We start from the raw sequence: 21,789 nt of genomic DNA on the forward strand, positions 1-21,789 counted from the left end.
CAACTTGTTAAGCATAAAGGTAATACATAAAATATGGCTTTGACAACAAATTAATCACCAAAAGATATACCGATCGCTCGGGCCGTCCGAACCAACTCATGGTCGGGCGTAACCATTTTATTGGCTTTTATTGCTTCTTTCAGTGGTACGCTAACAAATTTGTTGTTCTGGTAAGATACCATCTCCCCAAACTTACCAGCAGCGACCAATTCGAAAGCCTTTACGCCCATTGCCGTGGCAAGAATACGATCAAAAGCTATCGGCGTGCCACCTCTTTGAATGTGCCCGAGTACGGTGGTGCGTATCTGAGGTTGACAGCCCATTCTTTCGAGTTCATAACGCAGAGAATTGCATATCCCACCCAGTTTTAGATGTGGGTCGCCAGCATCGACAGCAAGCTCACCAACGACCTCCCCATCAATTGCTTTCGCACCTTCGGCGATCACAATATTCATGAATCCTTTCCCCTTATTGTAGCGCTTATCAATCTTTTTTTTGATCTTTTCAACGCTGTAAGGTATTTCTGGAATCAGACAAATTTCCGCCCCACCAGCAATGGCGGTATGCAAAGCGATCCATCCCGCATCACGCCCCATCACTTCCATAATAATGATCCGGTGATGACTTTCCGCAGTGGTGACTAATTTATCAAAACAATCGGTAGCAATCTGCACGGCAGTGGAAAAACCAAAGGTATAATCCGTCGACCCCAAATCGTTATCAATGGTCTTAGGGACACCAATAATCGGTACCCCCTGCTCATACAAATGCTGGGAGATTCGCTGGCTCCCATCACCGCCTATGTTTACGACAGCATCGAACCCGAGGTCTTCCAGTTTTGTCTTCAATTCCTGGCTACGATCTATCAGCTCCACCGATCCATCTTCCTGAAGGACCGGAAAGGCAACTGGGTTACCTTTATTGGTCGTCTTAATGATGGTTCCTCCTCGCACATGAATACCCGCAACGCGCTTGGGGGTGAGTTTTACCAAATCAGGGGGATTAATCATCAGGCCATTAAAGGCCTCTTTGCTGCCCCATACTTCCCAATCACCTGCTGTTTTTGCTGCTTTTACGAGTCCACGGATCACGGCATTGAGCCCGGGACAATCACCACCTCCAGTGGCTACGAGGATTCTTTTCATCACCTTTTTGTTGATTCTCCTAAATATTTCTGTTTTGCAAGATGCTAAGATAGATGGAATTGTGGGAACAGGGGTTGGTAAAGCTTAAGCAACAAGGTGATTTCTGTCAGCTTTATCAGGTCTTAATTTAATCTTTCTAATCCTATCTCCACCTTCATCCTGACGCCTATTGCTCCACAAATCTATTCCCTTCTCTGTTTATGTAAAACACATGTTAAGTTTTGAATAAGTATGCTTAATTCGTCATTTGGCATACCTAGCAAACCATTTTCATCTACTATTTTTGGCGCAAGACGACTTAGTTCTAGCCCAAATTCGGGCAGTTTATCGGCTACAGTATTGGTAATCAAAAAAATGCTTCAGCAGGCTTCTCGCCAGCTAAAGCCCTGCTATGTTTATTCTGTTTTTTTAATCATAAATCTTTAATCTCATGAGAGTAGATGTACCATCTACGGCGATTCTCGGTTTTTTCTTGGCATTGCTATTGAGTCTGACAGTCACTGCCACTGTTCAGTCTCAAACAGTTATTGCCAGTCAAGACTTTGATTCGCCATTAAACATGAACAGTCAGATGATCGATCCTGACGGTTCAACCTTCATGTCCGCCGGAGACATGTTCAATGTTTCCGATCAAACGGGAGCAGGTAATCCTACAGGCTTACCTTTTGCGCTTGCCGATGATTCTGTTGATGCCTCCTGCCGAGGCGGGGCTCCTTTTCCCAGTGATAACCAAGGGTTCATCACCTGTAGCTATCCGGACGGAAATTTCTTTGGCGTCGTCGACCTGGATAATCCAGACAACACCACTGGCATGGGCACCGTCGATTGGGCATTCCAAATTGACAATCTTACCGATCTGGTAGTGTCGATTGACATGGCAGCCATGGGGGATTTTGAAGCCAGTGGAGATATCTTCAATTTTTCCTATTCTTTTGACAACATCAATTTCACACCGCTCTTTACAAGTTCTGTGAATGAAGCGGCTAGCCAGACTTATACGCTGGAAGATGGAGATATGTTTACCTTGGATGATCCACTCATTATGAGTGGTACTTTACTGAACGAAAATTTCCAAACCCTTGCCGCTGCCCTAACGGGTACTGGAGCAGTGCTGTATCTGCATTTCGAGGCGACCAATGATGGCGGAAGCGAAGCCTTTGCTTTCGACAATATTGTGATAACCAGTGGAGCAGTTCTTTGTCCAACAGTTGCACAAGTATTCCTCAATGAATTTCACTACGACAACGATGGCGGTGATGCAGGCGAATTTGTAGAAGTAGCCGTTGCCAACAGTTTTAGTGGCAATCTCTCCGATGTTGTACTTACACTCTACAACGGCAGTAATGGCAGCAGCTATGGAACCCACGATCTAAGCACCTTTACTGCGGGAACAGACGATGGTACTTTCACCTACTACAGCAAAGAGATCAGCGGTATCCAAAACGGCGCACCTGATGGGTTAGCACTTTCATGTAATGGTTTAGCTTTCCAATTTTTAAGCTACGAAAGCAATCCTTTTATGGCAGTAGGTGGTGATGCAGATGGTCAAACCAGTACAGATATTGGCACCTCTGAGCCAAGTACAGCTCCACTTGGTTCTTCCATCCAATTGATTAATGGCGTCTGGACTTATACCCTTGGATTCAATACCCAAGGTGAACCCAATGCGGCCATGGCAGTAGAATGCCCCGGTGCAGGAGAAGCTTTCATCAATGAGTTTCACTACGATAACGCGGGAACCGACGTAAACGAATTCGTAGAAATTGCTATCGCTAATACTTACGACGGTGCGGTTGATGCCATCACACTAACCCTGTACAATGCCAGTAATGGTGCGGCCTACGATTCCTATACCTTGGCAGATACAGACTTTATTGAAGGTGATGATGACGGCACCTTTACTTACTATTCTATTGTATTACCTTCTAATGGTATCCAAAATGGCGCTCCCGACGGGTTGGCGCTTTCTTGTGACGGTGACTTGATCGAATTTCTCAGTTACGAAGGTGTTTTCACCGCAATTGACGGTCCAGCGGTAGATATCGAGAGTACTGATGTGGGCGTTGCCGAATCTGGCGACACCCCGGAAGAAGGCTCCCTCCAACTGATCAATGGCGTTTGGGTAGCAACCTGCCAAAACACCATCGGTGCTGCTAATGAGAACATTCCTTGCTGCGATATTACTTTCGATGAATTCATCATTGTTGACGAATCGTGTGTCGGCGAAGGCGATGGTAGCATCACCGTAATGGCTTCTTGCCTTACCTGCGACGGTATCCTCTATTCTTTCGATGGTGGCGAAACCTTTAGTACCGAAAACACGGCTAGCGGTCTGGCAGAGGACTGCTATACTGTAATGATCCAAGCCGTGGGCGTTGATGATTGTGAAGTTTCACGCGTCCTCATCGTGGAGAATGACAACCCTACAGTGATCCCGCAAATCGAAGAATTAAGCTTTGTTCGCGAAGCCATGCTGGAATTGGCCGGTGCAGAAATTGTAGCTTATATTCCTGACAACAATACCGCCGCCGTCACCAGTGGTGATGGGCTTCAATTAGTCGACCTCAGTGACCCTAGCGCACCTGGTTTGATAATGACTATCGCTCCTACCAGCCTAGGCTTTTCTAACGACGAAGTGTCAAGCACGGCCTACAGCAATGGTATCATCGCTGCTGCCGTTCCTAATGATAACACCCAAATGCCGGGTGACATCCTCTTCTTTGATGTGGACGGTAACTTCCTTAATTCCGTTACGGTTGGCGCATTGCCAGACATGGTGAAGTTCACCCCCGATGGCACCAAATTATTGGTAGCTAACGAAGGTGAACCTAGTAGCGATTACACTATTGACCCCGAAGGCAGCATTTCCATCATTGACCTGAGTGGTGGTGCTGGATCAGCTACCGTCATGACGGCTGATTTCACCGCATTCAACGGTACGGAAGCCGCTATTGAGGCGGATGGCGGTCGTATCTTCGGCCCCGGTGCTACCGTAGCGCAGGATTTGGAGCCTGAGTACATCACGATTACTGACGACGGAGTGACTGCTTTTGTTACCTGTCAGGAAAACAACCTGATTGCCGTAGTGGACATTGCTAGTGCCACTGTAACGAGCCTGTTCGGTCTGGGACTGAAAGCTTATTGCGAACCCGGCAATGACCTTGACGCCAGCAACCGTGACGATGGTATCAATATCAAAAACTGGCCAGCCGTGGGCATGTACCAACCTGATGGTATTGAATGTTACACTGCTAATGGCCAAATGTACATCGTATCTGCCAACGAAGGAGATGCGCGTGATTACGACGGTTTCTCTGAGGAGGCTCGTGGTGATGATCTGGACTTGGATCCAGCGGCCTACCCTGATGCTGGCGATTTGCAGCTTGACGAAAACTTAGGGCGTCTCACCGTCACGACTACCGAAGGTGATCTTGATGGAGATGGTGATTATGACCAAATCACTTCTTTCGGAGCGCGTTCTTTCTCGATCTGGAATGCAACTACTGGTGATCTTGTCTTCGATTCAGGCAGCGACCTGGGCAATATTTCAGCCCTGATTACGCCTACCTTCTTCAACGCCAATGATGGCGACGAGGCAGCGTTTGACGAACGTTCTGACGATAAGGGGATTGAGCCCGAAGGCATTGCCATCAAAGAGATTGGTGGTTCTGTTTATGCTTTCGTAATCTTTGAACGTGCGGCTGGTGGGTTTGCAGTTTACAACATCACGGACCCTGTTGCGCCTTACTTTGTAACTTACGTTCCTGGCGCGGATGTAGGAGACATCGCTCCAGAATCTATCGTTGTGGTTGATCCTAACAACAATCCTACAGATGGTTTCCTCGTATTACTTGCCAGTGAAGAATCTGGCACATTATCTACATTCTCCGTTACTGATAACAAAGAAACAGGCATTATCCCGGTAACCATCCTTACTAATGGAGGGTCTGGTGTCTACACGGCTTATAGTGCTTCCATTACTGGTGGAACTGCTGCTAGCGAAGTGAATCTTTACGACGGTGATACTGCAAATCCTATTCTAGACGCTACGCAAGTAACAGAGCCAGGAACAGTAATTCTTGAAACCCAAGTAACCGATGAAAATGGTTGTGTTACTACGGTAATGGAAACGATTTTCGTGGTTCCTGCCTTGGCGCGGGATATTGCTATTTCTGATCCTTGTTCTTGCTTGGACAATGCTACTGTTCTTGACTTTGACAACAACACGGGGGGCGACGATGGCCAGTTTGCGGAGCAAGTAGCCATTACTGGTATTGACGGCACCGCACTTCCTGCTGGTCTAGATTTCCGGGTGGTAAGTATTACTGGTGGAACGGATGCCAATAATGTGCCGATGGTAGGCACCCAAAGTGATGGCACCCCATTCGCTGGAGAAGAGCCATTGACTTATGATCCGACTACCGGTTACTACACCATTGATTTTGTATTTGTCGAAAACCAAGGCTACACAATTACTATAGAGCAATTTGTTGTGGGTAACGCAACAGGAGGAACCTTCACAATCAGTAACAACTGTGCTTATCCTAATCCTGTTTTTGATCCAATTCTCGATGCTATCTATTGCAACTTCGAAGAAGCAACGACACTAGGGGCGAGTGATCTCGAAAATTTAGGAGCTGACGCGATTAGTTTCACCATTAATGGCCAAGCTGCTACCGAATTTGACCCAGTTGCTTTAGGAGCAGGCATGCATACCATTGTCTTGACTTACGATGGAGCTGCTGATACCAATGGTGGCATCTCTCCTGATGGCGGAACAACTGCTGCATTCCCTGGTTGTACTCAGACGGCTCAAGTAGTAGTAGAAGTAGGAAGCTTGGATGTAGGTTGTGTTGCCGATCTTAATGTAACGCTCGGCGAAGCTTGTTCTACTGTGATTACCCCTCAAATGGTATTAACGGGCTCTTTTGCTTGTGCTGACGAAATCATCGTTACCGTTGATGGTGGTAACACTGCCGTGATTTCTGGCTGTGGTGCACATACTTACTCGGTAGACGTCTTTGTTGCTGGCGAAATTGTATACACCTGCTGGGGCAACCTCTTCGCCGAAGACAAGACCAACCCAGTAGTTACTTGCCCAGCGAACAAAAGTACTGTAACGCAGGACTATGCTGCTCACCAAGCAAGTGGTAACCTCAATGCTGCTGATGCAACCTTGAACTTCAACAACTACAGCTGTTTGAACCAGGGCTTCCTGGCTGACGGTGTGCACAACTATGACGTAGTAACTTTCACTACGCCAGACTTTGCTATTCCTGTTGACGTATACACGATCTTGATGGAAACTGCATGGGGTGATGGAAGCATGTTCCTGTTCCAGGGCGGTTTCGATCCTACAGCACCCTGTGAGAACCTCATCGGTTCTTCTGACGATGCTTTCGTACCTGGAGGTAACCCATTCGATCCAGCACTACGTTTGAGCCTGCCTTTGTTGCCTAACACAACCTATACCCTGGTATTGACCAACTGGTTGACGACGCAGTTTGGTAACTGGACGGTAAGCATCTATTCTGATAACAACACGGGTGTTTCTGGTCCAGAATTTACCCCTGTAAATATTACCGATACCCGTGATTTGGTATGTGACGATATCAACTTCATCCGCTTCCAGACGCCTCAGTCATGGATTGCAAGTGCAGATGGTACCTTGAACTTCACAGCTACACGTAACACCTTCTTTGGAGGTAGCACTGCTGCTTTGAATGCTTTCATTGCAAAAGTAAACCTGACTGGTTTCCCTGTAGTTAGCGACAACTGTGGTCCGGTGAAAGTAACCCTTTCTGATGCAGTAAGCTCTGCAGGTGATTGTGGTGATGTAACGCTGACGCGTACCTTCACGGTCTCAGACCGTTACGACGGTGCCTGTGTTGGTGCTCCTCGCGTAGTAGCATGTACACAGACGATTACCTTCCGTAAGCCAACGATTGGCGACTTGGTATTCCCACCATTTGTAGCTCCTCTGGAGTGTGACGAGAATTTCGCAGTTGATGCGAATGGCAACCCTCACCCATCTGCATCTGGCTACCCATGGTTGCGTACGGCATTTGGTTTCTACGATCTTGATCAGATTTACTGTAACATCGGCGCATCTTACTCTGATGAGCCACGTATCACTGTTTGTGAAGGTACTTACAAGCTCCGTCGTGAGTGGAACATCATTGACTGGTGTAACCCAGGCGGTTCTGGTACCCTTCAGCAGTTGATCAAAGTATTTGATGCTACTGGCCCAGTTATTTCTGGTATTCCTAACGTAATCAACGTATCTACGTCACCATTCAGCTGTTTGGCGAACGTAGCGATTCCATGTCCTACCCTTACTGACGGCAACGGATGTTCAAGCGTAGCTGGTACGACTTACACCGTACTTGCTTTCGGCGAATCATTCTTCGCTGGTGGTGACTTGTGTGACGGTGATGTAGTATCAGCACCAATTGGTGAGCACACCCTGATCATCTGTGCCGAAGATGCTTGTGGTAACGAAACTTGTGAAGAATACACAGTAGTGGTTACCGACGACATCGAGCCAACAGCTTCTTGTAACGACGACATCAACGTATCCATCGGTGGTGGTGATGTAGCCAACGGTATCGAAGGTATCGCGCGCCTCTTCGCTGCGGACGTGGACGAAGGTTCTAACGACAACTGTGGTGAAGTAACCTTGGAAGTACGTCGTAACTACTGGCGCAACAACACTTGTGATGCAAGTGCCAGCCGCTGGAGCCCATGGGGCGACTTTGTAGACTTCTACTGCTGTGATATCGACAACGAAATCACGATTGAACTACGGGTAACCGACGAAGCTGGCAACACCAACATTTGCTGGCAAGTTGTTACTCCAGAAGATAAATTGAACCCATTCTGCTACGCACCAGCACCAGTCACCTTGACTTGTTCTGATCTGCCACTGGCCTTCCCTGGTGATATTGCTACGGCTTACGACGAAGACTTTGCTGCTACTTCTACCATGATGAGCGCGATCTTCGGCGGTGCTACCGGTACAGACAACTGTGCGGTGGATACCATCGTAGAGCGTACGCCAAACTTGCAGGTTAACGATTGTGGTTGGGGAACCATCACGCGTCGTTTCGAAGCTTGGCAATTGCGCCCAGAGGGCGATGCTAACGGCAACGGAGCCATCGACATCAACGAAGTATTCCGTTCGACGAACAGCTGTAGCCAGCTGATCACGATCACGGAAGTACACGACTTCACGATCGACTTCCCAGAAGATGCTGACGCTGATTGTGGCGATCCTGATGTACCAACAATCATTACTACTGCAGTAGGTTGTGATGTACTGAGTGTGAACATTGGTGAGCCAGTGATCTTCTCTGCTACGGGTGATGAGTGCTACAAGTTCTCCATCACTTACGATGTAATCAACTGGTGTGTTTGGGATGGTGAGTACGAAGGACTTGTTCTTCCTCGCATGACCGAAGACGACGGTGAGGCACTGCCTGTAGACCGTGCGGTAGAAGGCAACGAGCGCCCAGTAGTACGGGTAGTGAGTGGCTTCGGCCCAGTAGACAACAACTGTGATAACGAAGTTGATCCTCAACCCGGTATCCAGTACAGCGTAGTGATCGATCGCCGCCACAATGACCGTGACGGAGATTCTGACATCGCTGATGTGATCTATGACAACATCCCAGGCAACACTCCTGGTTGTATTCCTGCTGACCAGTTTGGTCGTCGCAACTACGGTCGCTACATCTACACGCAATTCGTGAAAGTGTACGACTCTACCGCACCAGTGGTAGCAGTGGGAGAGTACGGTGGCCCAACGGCTAACTGTCCTAACCTGCTTCCTGGTCAGTTTGGTGATGACGACGGCAACTGTGAAGAAGCAGTAAGCATTCCGTTCAGTGTATCTGACGAGTGTGAATTGTTTGACGGAGCAGGTAACCTGGTGGTAAGCATCGTATCTGCTGAGCTTGATGCTTTCGCAGTAGACGCTAACGGCGACGGCGACATCAAGTCGAACGAATTCGTAGCAGACTTGAACGTATTGGGTAACATCACCGACAACGGTGACGGTACTTACGTATTCGCAGGTACTTTCCCAATCATTACTTCTGCAATGGGAGATAACATCTACCACGCAGTACGCGTATTGTTTGAGGACGGTTGTGGTAACCAGACCAGCGAGACCATCGTGTTCGATGTGATCGACTGCAAAGGACCAGCACCAGTATGTATCAACGGCTTGACCGTAACCTTGATGCCACAAGAAGAAGGTGGTTGTGCAATGGCAATCTGGGCTTCTGACTTCGAAGGTTCACCAATCAGTGACTGTACTGGTCAGGGACCAGAACTGTTCGGTGGTCTACCTCGCGTGACGAAGTACGCTATCTACCGTGCAGCAGATGTAGAAGCTGATCCTAACTTCGTACCAAGCCCAGATGATACTGGATTGGTATTGACGCAGGATGACGAAGCTACGACAGTAGTATACGTATACGCTTTCGACGAAGATGGTAACTACGATTACTGTGAGACCTATGTACTGGTACAGCAGCACGTTGACTGTGGCGTTGGTGGCACTGGAACTATCCAGGGTGTTATCGCTACAGAAAACAACGAAACGGTAGAAGCTGTGGAAGTAAGTGTTAACGGAAACGTTGCCACAATGACGACCAACGCTGATGGAACGTTCAGCTTTGTATTGCCTGCAGGAGGTGACTACTCTGTAGCTCCTTACCTGAATGCAAACTTCTTGAACGGCGTATCTACGTTTGACCTTGTACTGATGAGCAAGCACATCTTGGGCGTACAGCCTTTGAACAGCCCTTACAAGTACATCGCAGCTGACGTTAACAACTCAGAGACGATCACTACCCTGGATATGATCCAGTTGCGTAAGTTGATCTTGAACATTGATACGGAATTCGCGAACAACACGAGCTGGCGCTTTGTGAATGCAGACTTTGTATTCCCAGTAGCAAACAACCCATGGTTCACTGAATTCCCAGAAGTAGCTAACGTTAACAACTTACCTGAAGCAGTATTGACTGCCGACTTCGTAGGTGTTAAGATTGGTGACGTAAACGGTTCTGCACAAGCCAATGCTTTGGCTGGTGACGATCGTACGTTGAACGGTCAGTTCAACTTCGAAGTAGAGAACGTAAGCGTGAAAGCTGGTAACGTATACACGGTAGCATTCCGTGGTGCTGATATGGCATCAGTAGAAGGCTTCCAGGGTACCTTGAACTTGAACGGAGCAGAGTTGGTAGACATCGAGTACGGTGTAGCTACAGCTGAGAACTTCGGTATGCGTTACGCTGCTGAAGGTCAGATCACTGCTTCTTGGAACGGTAAAGCTACTTCTGAGGACGTATTGTTCAGCCTGGTAATCCGCCCAACAGTGGATGCTGAGTTGAGTGACGTAATCAACGTATCTAGCCGTTACACTGCTGCTGAAGCATACGGAAATGGTAACACCATGAACGTAGGCGTAAACTTCTCTAACGGAGCAGTTGCCGTAGCAGGTTTCGAAGTATACCAGAACACGCCAAACCCATTCGCAGCAACAACCTTGATCGGTTTCAACTTGCCAGCGGATGCAGAAGCAACCGTAACGATCAGCGACGCTAGTGGTCGCGTACTGACTGTAGTACGTGGTGATTACGCAGCTGGTTACAACACGATCAACTTGACCAAGGAGATGATCCAAGGTGCAACGGGTGTATTGACTTACACGGTAACTGCCGGTGAGTTCACTGCAACCAAGAAGATGATTGCTGTAAAGTAATGATGGATGGTTATAGGGCAAATATGTGAATTTGCTCTATTCCGATAAATACGATTACAGGCGGCGGTATCCTTCGGGGTGCCGCCGTTTTTGTTTTTTTGTACTTAAACAGACTACACAAACCGGAATTTTGCGAAGTAGGCATAGACAACGGAATACAGCGACGTAGGCACAGCCAACGCCGAACGGGGATTTAAGGAGGAGCTTACAGGGTGAATTCATGAATTTGCCCGATTTACCCAACCCTTCCGGCGATAAGCGCGCAGGCCGGAGGCTGGAGCGCGGGCCTCGGAGAGGACTGGACGAGGGGTAGTAGTAGCAACTGCTCCGCTCCGTAGGGGCGGGTTTGAACCCGCCCCTACGGAGCGGAGCAGTTGGGAGACGGCATGGCCCCAAAGAATTAATCTTTTTCTATCTCCTATTGTTTATAGAGAAAAATAAAATCTATGAAGACCAAAGAACAGTGGAATACGCTGAGCAAAGAAGAGGAATACGTGATTGCGCACAAAGGCACGGAGCGGCCTTTTACGGGGGAGTACAACAACTTTAAGGCCGACGGCATTTTCGTGTGTCGCCGTTGTGAGGCGCCGCTTTACGATGCGAATGACAAATTTGACTCGGGCTGTGGCTGGCCTAGCTTTGATGACGAGCTGCCCGATACGGTGCGCCGGGTGCCTGATGCTGATGGCCGCAGGGTGGAGATAGTCTGTGCTAATTGTGGTGGCCATTTGGGCCATGTGTTTGAAGGAGAACGTTTGACGGCGAAGAATACTCGCCACTGTGTGAACTCGCTGTCGATCAAATTTGTGAAGCGAGAAGATGTCGAAAAAAAGGAGTAGACCCTGTTGATTAAGTGCAGTAACTTACAAATTCGCTGATTTACGGGTAGTGCTCGGCAATTAGTTGCTATCTTTCCTCGAAGAAACTAAATTAATGCTTTAATACATGAAACGTAGTATACTATTTCTACTGCTTGTGATGGTCTTCTCTACCGGCTGGTCACAAACAAACCCCGGTATTTGGACCAATCGGCAAGCAACCCAATTGGATTTGGCTCCAGGAACGACCACGCAAACTTTCGCGACCAACTACCGCTTGGTAGAATTGGCCCCAGGTGCCCTCACCTCCACGCTACTGGCGACCCACAAAAATGTACGCCAGGTGACGCTCCCTACCCCTGATGACAAAACACTGACGCTGTCGATCAAACCGGTATCGGTAATGGCTCCTGAATTGGCAGCACGTTTTCCGGGTATTCAGACCTATGAAATACTGGCAGACTTGACGAATGGTATTCTAGGTGGACGGGTAGGCTGGACCTACCAGGGCTTGCATGCCACCATCAGAACAACGAGTGGTACTATCTATATCGACCCTTATGCGCTCAACGACGACCGCTACTACGTGAGTTATTATGTAGAAGAAAACATCGATAACGAGCTGTGGAGTGGATTCAATTGCGAGGTTGATGGCAACGGAGAAGGACTTGATATTGAAGAAATTTATGCCTCGCCCGAAGTGATTACCCAACAAGACAAGACCACTGCTGGTGGGCCAAGTATTGTACAGCGCAAGTACCGGCTAGCTATGGCGTGTACCGGAGAATTCAGCAACTTCCACGGCGGAACGACCGAGTCGGCGATGGCTGCGATAGTGACCATTGTCAACCGTGTGAACGAGGTGTTTGGTCGTGAGATGGCCATCCAGCTAGAATTGATTGCCAATAATGATTTGTTGATCTTTTTAGATCCTGCCACTGATCCTTACGTCAACCAGACGGACGAAATGCTGAATACCAACCAGGGTGTTCTCAATGGTATTGTGGGTAGTGCAGCTTACGACATTGGGCACGTAATTAGTACGGGACCTAGCAGTGGGCAGGGTGTTGCGCAACTTCAGGGTGTTTGTCGGGCCATGGGAAAAGGACGAGCGACGTCTACCCGATCTAGCCCACAAGGAGACCCCTTTGTGATTAACATTCTTTGCCACGAAATGGGGCACCAGTTTGGTGCAACTCACGTACAGAGTGGTTGCCAAAATGTAAGTGTTGATACAGCCGTTGAACCCGGTGGAGGAACAACCATCATGGGCTACGCAGGTATCTGCCCTGCTGGCTACAATATTGCCAATAACTCTAGCGATTATTACAACCAAACTTCGCTACAGCAAATTTTCGCTTACACCCGCACCGACGATGGTAATGCTTGTGCGATGCCCATTGACGAAGGCAATACTATTCCGGAAGTAAGCGTAGATTACGAAAACGGTTTCTATATTCCAATCAGCACACCGTTCCAACTGACGGCCAGTGCAGCTGATATGGAAGAGGAAGACCTTACTTATTGCTGGGAACAACGCGATACCAACCCAAGCTACCCTTACGACGAAGAAGCGGGAGATTATGGTCCGTTTCCTGGCTCTCCAGTAGGCAATTCTCCCATTTTCCGTTCTTTTAGCCCGACACCCTCTCCAACGCGGGTATTCCCTCTGTTAACGAAAATCATCAACAATACTTCTGACAATGCAGAGGTATTGCCGACCTATAGCCGTAGTATGAATTTCCGTTGTGCCGTACGCGACAACCACCCCACAAGTGGTGGTGTGGCCTGGGCTGCCGTTTCTTTTTTAGCAACCGCTGAGGCTGGCCCATTCCGGGTGACTTCTCCGAATACGGGGGCCGCACAATGGAACGTTGGCGACTATACGGAAGTGACCTGGGACGTGGCTAATACCGACGGTGCTCTGGTAAATTGCCAGCGCGTAAATATTCGTTTGTCTACTGATGGTGGCTTCACCTATCCGATCACTTTACTGGCCAATACGCCAAATGATGGCTCTGCCTTTGTGACGGTGCCTAATGCAATTACCAATGATGCACGCGTGCGGATTGATGCTGCTGACAATATCTTTTTTGATATTTCAAATCAGGACTTTAGCATCGTCCCTGCGGTAGAAGCTGGTTACACCCTTGATTACAGCCCACTGTTTCAGGAAATCTGTGTACCCGAAAGTACGGCAAGTGTAGAATTTGTCACCGCATCCATTCTGGATTACGATAGTACCATTACGCTAGACATCACCTCTACCCTACCTGATGGTGTTGTTGCTGGTTTCGAAGCGACCAATCTCCAGCCTGGTGAAGGAACCAGCCTAACACTGGACTTTTCCGGTAGTACCTTCGATGGTCTACTTTCCGTAGAAGTACGTGCTATAACAGCAGACGAAGACACTACCTATCGTGTTTTTGATATTGAAGTGTACAACAATGACTTCAGTGCGCTGGAATTATTATCACCTGCAGAAGGCACCAATGGCATAGTCCTGAGTACTGACTTTTCATGGTCAGACTTGCCGAATGCGCTAGCTTATGACTTCCAACTTGCTACCAGCCCACAGTTTGGCGATAATATTATAGACGAAGTATTGGCACTAGCAGAAACAAGCTATACACCAACAGTACTCTTTGAAGCCAACACTTTATTCTTTTGGCGCATTCGCCCTATCAACGAATGTGGCCCAGGTGATTGGTCTTCGCCTTCCACTTTCCATACGGAAAATGCTATTTGTGAAGGAGCTACGGCTACGGATACGCCTAAGAACATTCCTGGGCAGGGACCCTTACCAACCGTTATTTCTACGATTAGCATCGATTTTCAAGGGACAATCAGCGACATCAATATTCCGATCTTGAACGTTCGCTACCAGCCGATCCAAAATTTCCAGATTCGTCTGCGTAGCCCGCAAGGAACAGAAGTCTTGCTTTACGATGGTGATTGTTTCACCACTGACCGTGTAAACGTAGGCTTTGACGATGATGCCCCGCAAACCATCCAGTGCCCCCCTACGGATCAGTCTACCTATATTCCGACGGAAGCTTTGGCGGCATTTATTGGTGAGGATAGCCAGGGAGATTGGGAGTTGGAAGTAAAAGTACTCCAAACTGGCTTCGGTTCGCCAGGTTCCATCGATGGATGGGCCATTGAATTCTGTGCCGCTTCTTCTCCGGATGCACCGATGGTTGTTCGCAATGAAGAATTTTGCGTAAAGCCTAATGAAAGTGGCAGTATCACTGGCATATTTTTGGCTGTTGAAGATGCTACCCAGAATGCTTTTGAGTTGGAGTACACTGTTGTCTCTGAGCCAACAGCAGGAGAACTCTACTTCCTCGACCAGCAATTGTTTGTGGGAGATATCTTCCGTCAGTCATCATTGGACGCTGGTAACGTTTTTTACTTGAACACCGACAATTCGGTAACAGAAGACAACTTTACCTTTGTAGTACAGGACGGTACTGGCGGTTTTTTACCCGTAACTACCTTCACCATTGACATCCTAGATGCCTGTGTGACCAGTAACGAAAACCTGTCCGCGGCCGAAGCTTTCCGTATGTACCCCAACCCTACCAAAGGGGAGGTGACACTACAATGGAGTGAAGCTACAAGCCAGGATTATCGCTTGCGCGTATATAACCTACAAGCGCAGCTGCTCAAGGAGACACAAATTGCAAAAGGCACCCTACAGCAGCAGCTGGACTTGCGTAATTTGCCTGCGGGTATCTACCTTGTTCAGATTGGCCAACACGTAGAACGAGTGGTGGTGGAATAGGTACTTGGTACTTGAAAATAAAAAAGAGGCTGATCAAGCATTTGATCAGCCTCTTTTTTTATTGCTTCCTTAGTGATTATTGGCTATCTAAACCAAAGGCTACACCAACACTAAACTGAAGGGTCTGATTGAAGATTTCAAAATCATCAGCTTCAGGTACGGAAGTGAAACCTCGTTGGTAACGTAAATCGGTATTAAGCCAAACGCCTCTGGCACCTTCACTTAGTCGGTAGTTAAAACCTAAACCGAGCGTTCCTGCCAGATCGAAACCATTGGTTTGATCCTTGGCATCTTCTCCGCCAACCTCGGCACCTACTAAAATGCCAGGTACAATACCCGCATAAATTTTAGGCCGAAAATCGTCTTCCCAACCCCGGAAGAAATACTGAAAAGTAACAGGAATGCGAATATAGTCCAAGTGGGTATTGATTTCGCCAATCTTACTTTCCGCTCCTTCACGAGAGTAGAGCAGGTCTACGCCCAACCCTGTTTTCTCATTAATACTGTAGGTAGAAGTCAGCCCAAGCACCAAGCCCGTCTGAGTATCGGTGTTGGCATCATCGCCGACCAAAGAGGAGAAATTCACCCCTAATCGCGGCCCCAGCGAAAGGGTTTTCTGAGCAAATAAAGAACCCGTTAGGATTAAAAAAATGGTGGTGATTAGCAATACAGGTAGCTTGTTCATGGATGTTTTTTTTAGTCTTCAAAATTGGCCTGAGCCAACTTAAAATGCTTGTGTTCTCAAAATGATGTATCAGCCCTGTAACTAAATACAAACGGGCAAATGTTCGCTTGAACACCTACCCGTTTTTTATACGTATCTTTTAATCTACTGGTAATCAGTAATTATTACTCCAAATTATTTTCCTAAAAGTGCTTTCCAGTTGACCTTCTCACCTGTGATGATGTTTTCATTGCCGAAGCTGAGGCTTGCGAGATAAAGTGCCAGGATGCCATAGACAAAACTAGCTACCGCAACAACAGCTAAAATGCTGGTATCAAAACTTCCTTTAAGGATAGCTACAATAGCAAGTGCTACATTGAAAACCGGAATCAAGGCGGTTTGCATGTTAAGTTCTACCCCTGGCATAATCGCCATCATTGCAGGGATCAGTACCACCATCATGAGGGGGCTCACATAACTTTGGGCTTCTTTATAAGAGTTGGCTAAAAGTACAACGGCTAGCGAAAGAGCTCCTAAAAACAAGGTCGTCAACAATACCAGGATCACCAACCAAGCCCATGCGGCTGGTGCCAAATTCATGGCCATCCCCGCAGCTTCCTCTTCCAAAAGGTAAGCCTGGATATTCATTGCAACCACCAAACTCAAAATATTCATCGTAGCACTCACAATCCCCACTGCTGCAACCGCAAGAAACTTGCCCGCCACAATTTCTTTGGTGGATGCCGTTGTCGTGAATAAGGTCTGAAGTGTTCGGCGCTCTTTTTCGCCCGCAGTGATATCAATAGCGATATAAATACAACCAATGAAGATAAATAAAAGGATCATCATCGGCAAAAAAGCAACCATCATGCGGTCGCCACTTTCTTCTGGAGAAAGGTCTACGCTGTCAATCGTAAGAGGGTTGGCAAATTCAGGGCTAAGCTCTTTACTGGCCAGTCGTTCGTTCAACAGCTGATCTCCCATACTTGTCAATTGGGTACGTAAAATACGCTCTCGCATATTCAATACATCTTGCGATTGGTCAGCATAGAGAATAATTTCAGCTGATTTACCATTGGCAATACGCTCTTGGTAATCATCGGGTAATTGGATACCTATCGTCCTTTTCTGTCCTTCCAGGTCAGTTTCCGAAAAGGTTTTCATTTCTACTTTAAGGCTAGGATCCTGGGCCAGTAAAGCTGGCAAGGGTGTATCGGTAGCGTTGGGGGATACCCATACTGCAATTTCCTGCTGCATGAGTTTCTCTTGCTGACTAGCCCCTACTCCACCGATGAGGGTAAAGAGTACCGGGTACAAGAAGAACGGTAATAAAATAATCAAGTAGAGCATTCGCTTGTCGCGAAGTACTTCTTTGATTTCTTTAGAAAATATGGTAGCGATAATATGACTTCTCATGTTTTGTTTTGTTGTTGAAGGCTTAATAATCAAAAAGGGAGCATGGGTTTAAGCCCCTGCCATTTGGTCTTCTTTAACCAATTCAAAGAAGGCTTTAGGTAGGGTATCCTGCCCTGTTTGCTGTTTGATGCCAGCAACATCTCCTAGATAGACGAGGTTTCCTTGATGGATAATACCAATGCGATCGCACAGCCGCTCTACTTCTGTAAGGTTGTGGGTAGAAAAAATAAGGGCCTTGCCTTCTTCGCGGGCCATCTTGCGGATAAACTGAAGGATAAACTCCGAGGCCATGATATCCAGACCAGTGGTTGGTTCATCAAGCACCACAATTTTAGGATCATGTACCAAAGTCCGCGCAATAGAAACGCGCTGCTTTTGACCCGTGGAGAGTTTTTCACAATGCCGATCTACGAAAGGAGTGATCCCGAAAGCCTCAATGAGTCGGTCGACTCGATTATTCAGTTCCGCTTTGGGGGTTTCGTAAAGTTTACCGAAGTACATCAGTAATTCCCGAGGATTTAAGCGACGATAGAGATCCATGTCGCCCGTCAGAAAACCGAGCGAACGGCGAGCAGCCATTTGCTCTTTGTGCATGGAGTAGCCGTTCATAATGGCCTCTCCTCCTGAGGGTGTTAACAGGCCCGACAACATCCTTAAAGTTGTGGTTTTTCCTGCACCGTTAGGGCCTAGCAGGCCGAAAATCTCCCCGGGTGCTACGTGAAAGGAAACATCATTTACTGCGCGAAAATCACCGAAATCCTTGATTAATCCGCGTGCTTCAATTAAAGTGCTCATGTAAGTGTGTTGGTTTTGTCTATTAGTCATCACGGACTGAATTTTATTACAACCCTTTCGACTTTATTGAATAATATTAGGTAATTCAAAGCGCTATTTCCGTGCTATTCGATTAAACCGATTATCTATTCGACCAATTTTAACCCTACTTTAACAGGGGCCATATTGTCTTCGCTGGTCTTCCCTCAGTACCTTTACAAAGAACTGAAACACCCCTAACTATGCTAAAAACTTACCTTGACTTACTACTATTTTTTGGGATAAGCCTATTATTTACCGGCTGCTTTACGCCTCAAAAGATTATCCGCGTCGCTCCTGAAGATCAAGAAAACATCTTTTGGTACCAGGGCCAGGCCATTGCCGAGAAGAAACAAGATGATGTCATCGTGAGAGCAGCTTTTAGTCATTTTGATCGCAATTATTTGCTGTTTGATGTTGAAGTTTTCAATGAAAAGGACTCCCCCATTTTGATCAGTCCTGAAGTTCTTTCCTTAAAAACCCCCAATAATTACCAGCTTCCCGCTATTGACCCCGAGGCCATCATATTATCTATGGAAATGCGGGCATCTCAACAGGAGGCCAATGCAAAAAATGCAGCTATTGTCGGTGGCGTTGTGCTAGTTGGAGCGGCGGTCGTTGCGGCAACCAGTGATAGTGATACAGACAATGAAAGTGATAATAACTATGACAGTGATGATTATGATGCGCTTGACTTTGCGGCGGATGTTGTAGTTCCCACCATTGCCTGGGGGATAAGTTTTCACCAGGATCCCATTCTTACTGCCTATCCAGAGGCTTTACCTTCTTCTGAACAGCTTCCTTTCTGGCAAGATATTGTCTTGAGGCGCACCACTTTACGCCCGGGCGAGAGCATCAGAGGTCTGGTGGCCTTCCCTCGCTATGACAATACCACAACCCTTGAAATGAACGTGCCGATTGAGCAAGATAATTTCAAGTTTCTGTTTACACAACGTCTTTACCAGCCTTAGAGGTCTATATAATTACTTTCTGACGCTTATTTGCCAATACAACTCATATGCCAACAATAGGGATTTGACCTTTTCCACCGGCGTATGCAGGGTTGAGTAAGATAAAGCCAGATGATCGAAAGCAGCTTGGTACTGGCCCTGTTGCTGCAACAATCGGCCTCCAGATCTCAGCAACATCCCGTAAGCGGGATTATCCGTACCTACCTCAATGTTAAGTACTTCTCGGGCCGTTTGAAAATAGCGATTGGCTTCATCAAAACGCCCCATCAGATTGAGTGCCTGCGCAGCAACCATGTTTAGATCGGCATATAAGCGCGGATTTTCAATCAACATCTGCATGCCCTGTTGGGCAGCTACCAGGGCATCATCGGGGCGGTTGTTGGAAAGGCTGATTTGTGCTGCTTGCAGATAATTCTCGGCAATATCCCCAGAGCGCAGCTGCATGCGCAAATTAAGTGAACGGTCATTGGCTTCTTTCGCCTTGACCAACTCTCCCACCTTAAGGAGGTTGTAGCTGTGTAGCATCCAGGCACGCCCCAGGTCATATTTCCGTTGTGGATGCTCATCAATATAGGTGAGCAAAAGACTGGAAGATTGCTGGTAATCATGGCGATCACTCAGTCGACGAGCTTCCTGGAGGGCGTCTTGCGCAAACAGACCACTCCCTAGAAATGTAAACAGTAAAGTGAACAATAAGGCTTTCATCATGGAGGCCACTTCTTTATGGCTTAGCAAATACAGTCTCCAAAGGTAAACGCTTTTCGCGATAGCAAGCTTATCTGACGTAAAAGTTCTTGGAAAATATGTTATCAATTCGTCAAAAACGAGACGGGAATGACGCCTGTGTTTGTTAGCCTTTTCTTAATTCCGGCACAATGGGTTAAAATGATGCTAAAGCACCTTCTCAGGCTTGGCATCAAGCCTGAGATACGCGTAAATTAGGGGTATAACAGCTAAAAATCTCTTTATATAACCTAAAATATACCCCTCATGAAAATGCTTCAGTTCTTGCTTTTCCTCCTCACGATCAGTTGGTTTAGCTGCAGCCCCAAATATTACGAAACAGCTGCCTATGAAGACTACGCCGGCGAACACCAGATCATCGCTATTTTACCAAGTCATACCGTCACTACTGGAAGAATTCCCGAAGAAATGACTCCGGAAATGATCCAGCAAGTCGAAGAAAACGAAAGCCTTGCTTTTCAAATTGCTATTTTCGACGAAGTCGCTCAGCGTTCCGGAAGGCGGGAAGGAGAAATCCTGATTAACCTCCAGCACTACACAGAAACCAACGCGAAACTGGAAGAAGCGGGTATTGGTTTTCGCGAAAGCTGGACCATGTCGCCAACCAAACTTGCGGAAGTACTTGGCGTCGATGCCGTTATTCGAACGAGTATCCGTAAGGATATGTTCCTGACAGAATTAGAGTCTTTTGGCGTAAGTATGGCACTTTCGGCTATCAGCATTTTTGGCGGCAACGCCCCCTGGTTTGTTCCCACGAAAACGAGTGATGTATTTCTTTCCGCTTCCGTCCTTGATGGAAAAAAAGGAATAAGTGTCTGGAATACGGACAAAGTAGTGCAGACCGATTGGAATGATCGACACGCAGAAATTGTTCGCCATCTGGCACGTGTAATGGCCCGCCGTTTCCCTTACCGGGTCTAAAAAATATTTCTGAAGGGCGTTTTGCGGAAAGCAGGTGAACAAAAACCAGCTTTCCGCCTTTTTGTTGTGTACCTAAACATAACTTATGCACTTTAGCACTGCCGATTTTCCTAAGATGGAAAAATTTTTCCGGCGTAATTTTTTCAATACGCTTCCCGGCCCACGCGGCTTGCACCTGATCGGTACCAAAAGTCATCGCGGGGTGGAAAACCTGGGATTATTTAGCTCAGTGGTTCACATTGGAGCCACACCTCCCCTTCTGGGGTTTATCATGCGCCCCCTGACGGTACCGCGGCAAACTTACCACCACATGAAAGCGCAGGGATTCTTTACACTCAACACCGTAGATGAAGCAATACTGGCGGCTGCTCACCAAAGTTCTGCCAATTATCCATTAGAGACCTCGGAATTTAAAGCTGTTGGGCTCACGCCCCAATATGGCGACCTTCATCCAGCACCTTACGTGCAAGAAAGCAAAATAAAAATTGGGTTAGAATTGGTAGAAGAACACCATATCCAGGCCAATGACACCTTGTTTCTAGTAGGAAAAATAGTAGAGGTTATCGTACCCGACGAGGTAGTAGCAGAAAGTGGACACGTAGAACATCAAGTGTTGGGAACACTGAGTGTGGCTGGACTCGACACTTATTATAAAACAGAACAGATCGCAAGATTAAACTATCCTAGACCCTAAAAAACAATTCTGGTAAACGCGAGAAATCGCGTTTACCAGAATTA

At 47.3% G+C, this 21,789-nt stretch carries 11 protein-coding genes; 6 read left to right on the top strand and 5 right to left on the bottom strand.

Annotation, left to right across the window (positions count from 1 at the left end):
- Positions 1 to 50: 50 nt before the first annotated feature.
- A complete protein-coding gene (locus AB0L18_RS00200) occupies positions 51 to 1,145 on the bottom strand; it encodes a 6-phosphofructokinase (protein WP_367390568.1) in 1,095 nt (364 codons plus the stop codon).
- A gap of 430 nt (positions 1,146 to 1,575) precedes the next feature.
- On the opposite strand from AB0L18_RS00200, the gene AB0L18_RS00205 reads away from it, so the two are divergent.
- The 3 genes from AB0L18_RS00205 to AB0L18_RS00215 all read left to right on the top strand — a co-directional run bounded on the left by AB0L18_RS00205 (position 1,576) and on the right by AB0L18_RS00215 (position 15,522).
- Entirely contained in the window at positions 1,576 to 10,917 is a 9,342-nt protein-coding gene (locus AB0L18_RS00205) for a choice-of-anchor I family protein (RefSeq protein ID WP_367390569.1), read from the top strand.
- Positions 10,918 to 11,363: 446 nt separating this feature from the next.
- Positions 11,364 to 11,756: a methionine-R-sulfoxide reductase gene (locus tag AB0L18_RS00210; RefSeq protein ID WP_367390570.1), complete on the top strand. Its 393-nt coding sequence runs from the start codon at positions 11,364 to 11,366 to the stop codon at positions 11,754 to 11,756.
- A gap of 106 nt (positions 11,757 to 11,862) precedes the next feature.
- Positions 11,863 to 15,522 (top strand): reprolysin-like metallopeptidase, encoded by a 3,660-nt coding sequence (locus AB0L18_RS00215; RefSeq protein ID WP_367390571.1) that lies wholly within the window; start codon positions 11,863 to 11,865, stop codon positions 15,520 to 15,522.
- A gap of 76 nt (positions 15,523 to 15,598) precedes the next feature.
- Here AB0L18_RS00215 and AB0L18_RS00220 read toward each other — a convergent pair whose 3' ends face one another.
- From AB0L18_RS00220 to AB0L18_RS00230, 3 genes are all read right to left on the bottom strand, one after another.
- Complete coding sequence (locus AB0L18_RS00220; RefSeq protein WP_367390572.1) at positions 15,599 to 16,207, bottom strand: porin family protein; 609 nt, start codon at positions 16,205 to 16,207, stop codon at positions 15,599 to 15,601.
- A gap of 174 nt (positions 16,208 to 16,381) precedes the next feature.
- A complete protein-coding gene (locus AB0L18_RS00225; protein ID WP_367390573.1) occupies positions 16,382 to 17,602 on the bottom strand; it encodes an ABC transporter permease in 1,221 nt (406 codons plus the stop codon).
- Positions 17,603 to 17,650: 48 nt separating this feature from the next.
- Positions 17,651 to 18,397 carry an ABC transporter ATP-binding protein gene (locus AB0L18_RS00230; RefSeq protein WP_367390574.1) on the bottom strand — a complete coding sequence of 249 codons (747 nt, stop codon included), beginning with the start codon at positions 18,395 to 18,397 and terminating at the stop codon, positions 17,651 to 17,653.
- Positions 18,398 to 18,618: 221 nt separating this feature from the next.
- Here AB0L18_RS00230 and AB0L18_RS00235 point away from each other — a divergent pair, with 221 nt between their 5' ends.
- Complete coding sequence (locus tag AB0L18_RS00235; protein ID WP_367390575.1) at positions 18,619 to 19,386, top strand: hypothetical protein; 768 nt, start codon at positions 18,619 to 18,621, stop codon at positions 19,384 to 19,386.
- A 12-nt stretch (positions 19,387 to 19,398) separates the two neighbouring features.
- Here the strand turns inward: AB0L18_RS00235 and AB0L18_RS00240 are convergent, their stop codons facing one another.
- Positions 19,399 to 20,094 carry a tetratricopeptide repeat protein gene (locus tag AB0L18_RS00240; protein ID WP_367390576.1) on the bottom strand — a complete coding sequence of 232 codons (696 nt, stop codon included), beginning with the start codon at positions 20,092 to 20,094 and terminating at the stop codon, positions 19,399 to 19,401.
- 282 nt (positions 20,095 to 20,376) lie between these two features.
- Between AB0L18_RS00240 and AB0L18_RS00245 the strand changes: the two genes are divergently transcribed.
- Positions 20,377 to 21,051 (top strand): hypothetical protein, encoded by a 675-nt coding sequence (locus AB0L18_RS00245; RefSeq protein WP_367390577.1) that lies wholly within the window; start codon positions 20,377 to 20,379, stop codon positions 21,049 to 21,051.
- Positions 21,052 to 21,136: 85 nt separating this feature from the next.
- Complete coding sequence (locus tag AB0L18_RS00250) at positions 21,137 to 21,745, top strand: flavin reductase family protein (RefSeq protein ID WP_367390578.1); 609 nt, start codon at positions 21,137 to 21,139, stop codon at positions 21,743 to 21,745.
- Positions 21,746 to 21,789: the final 44 nt, after the last annotated feature.

This window comes from Lewinella sp. LCG006 (genome assembly GCF_040784935.1).
In the GTDB taxonomy this organism is placed as follows: Bacteria; Bacteroidota; Bacteroidia; order Chitinophagales; family Saprospiraceae; genus Lewinella.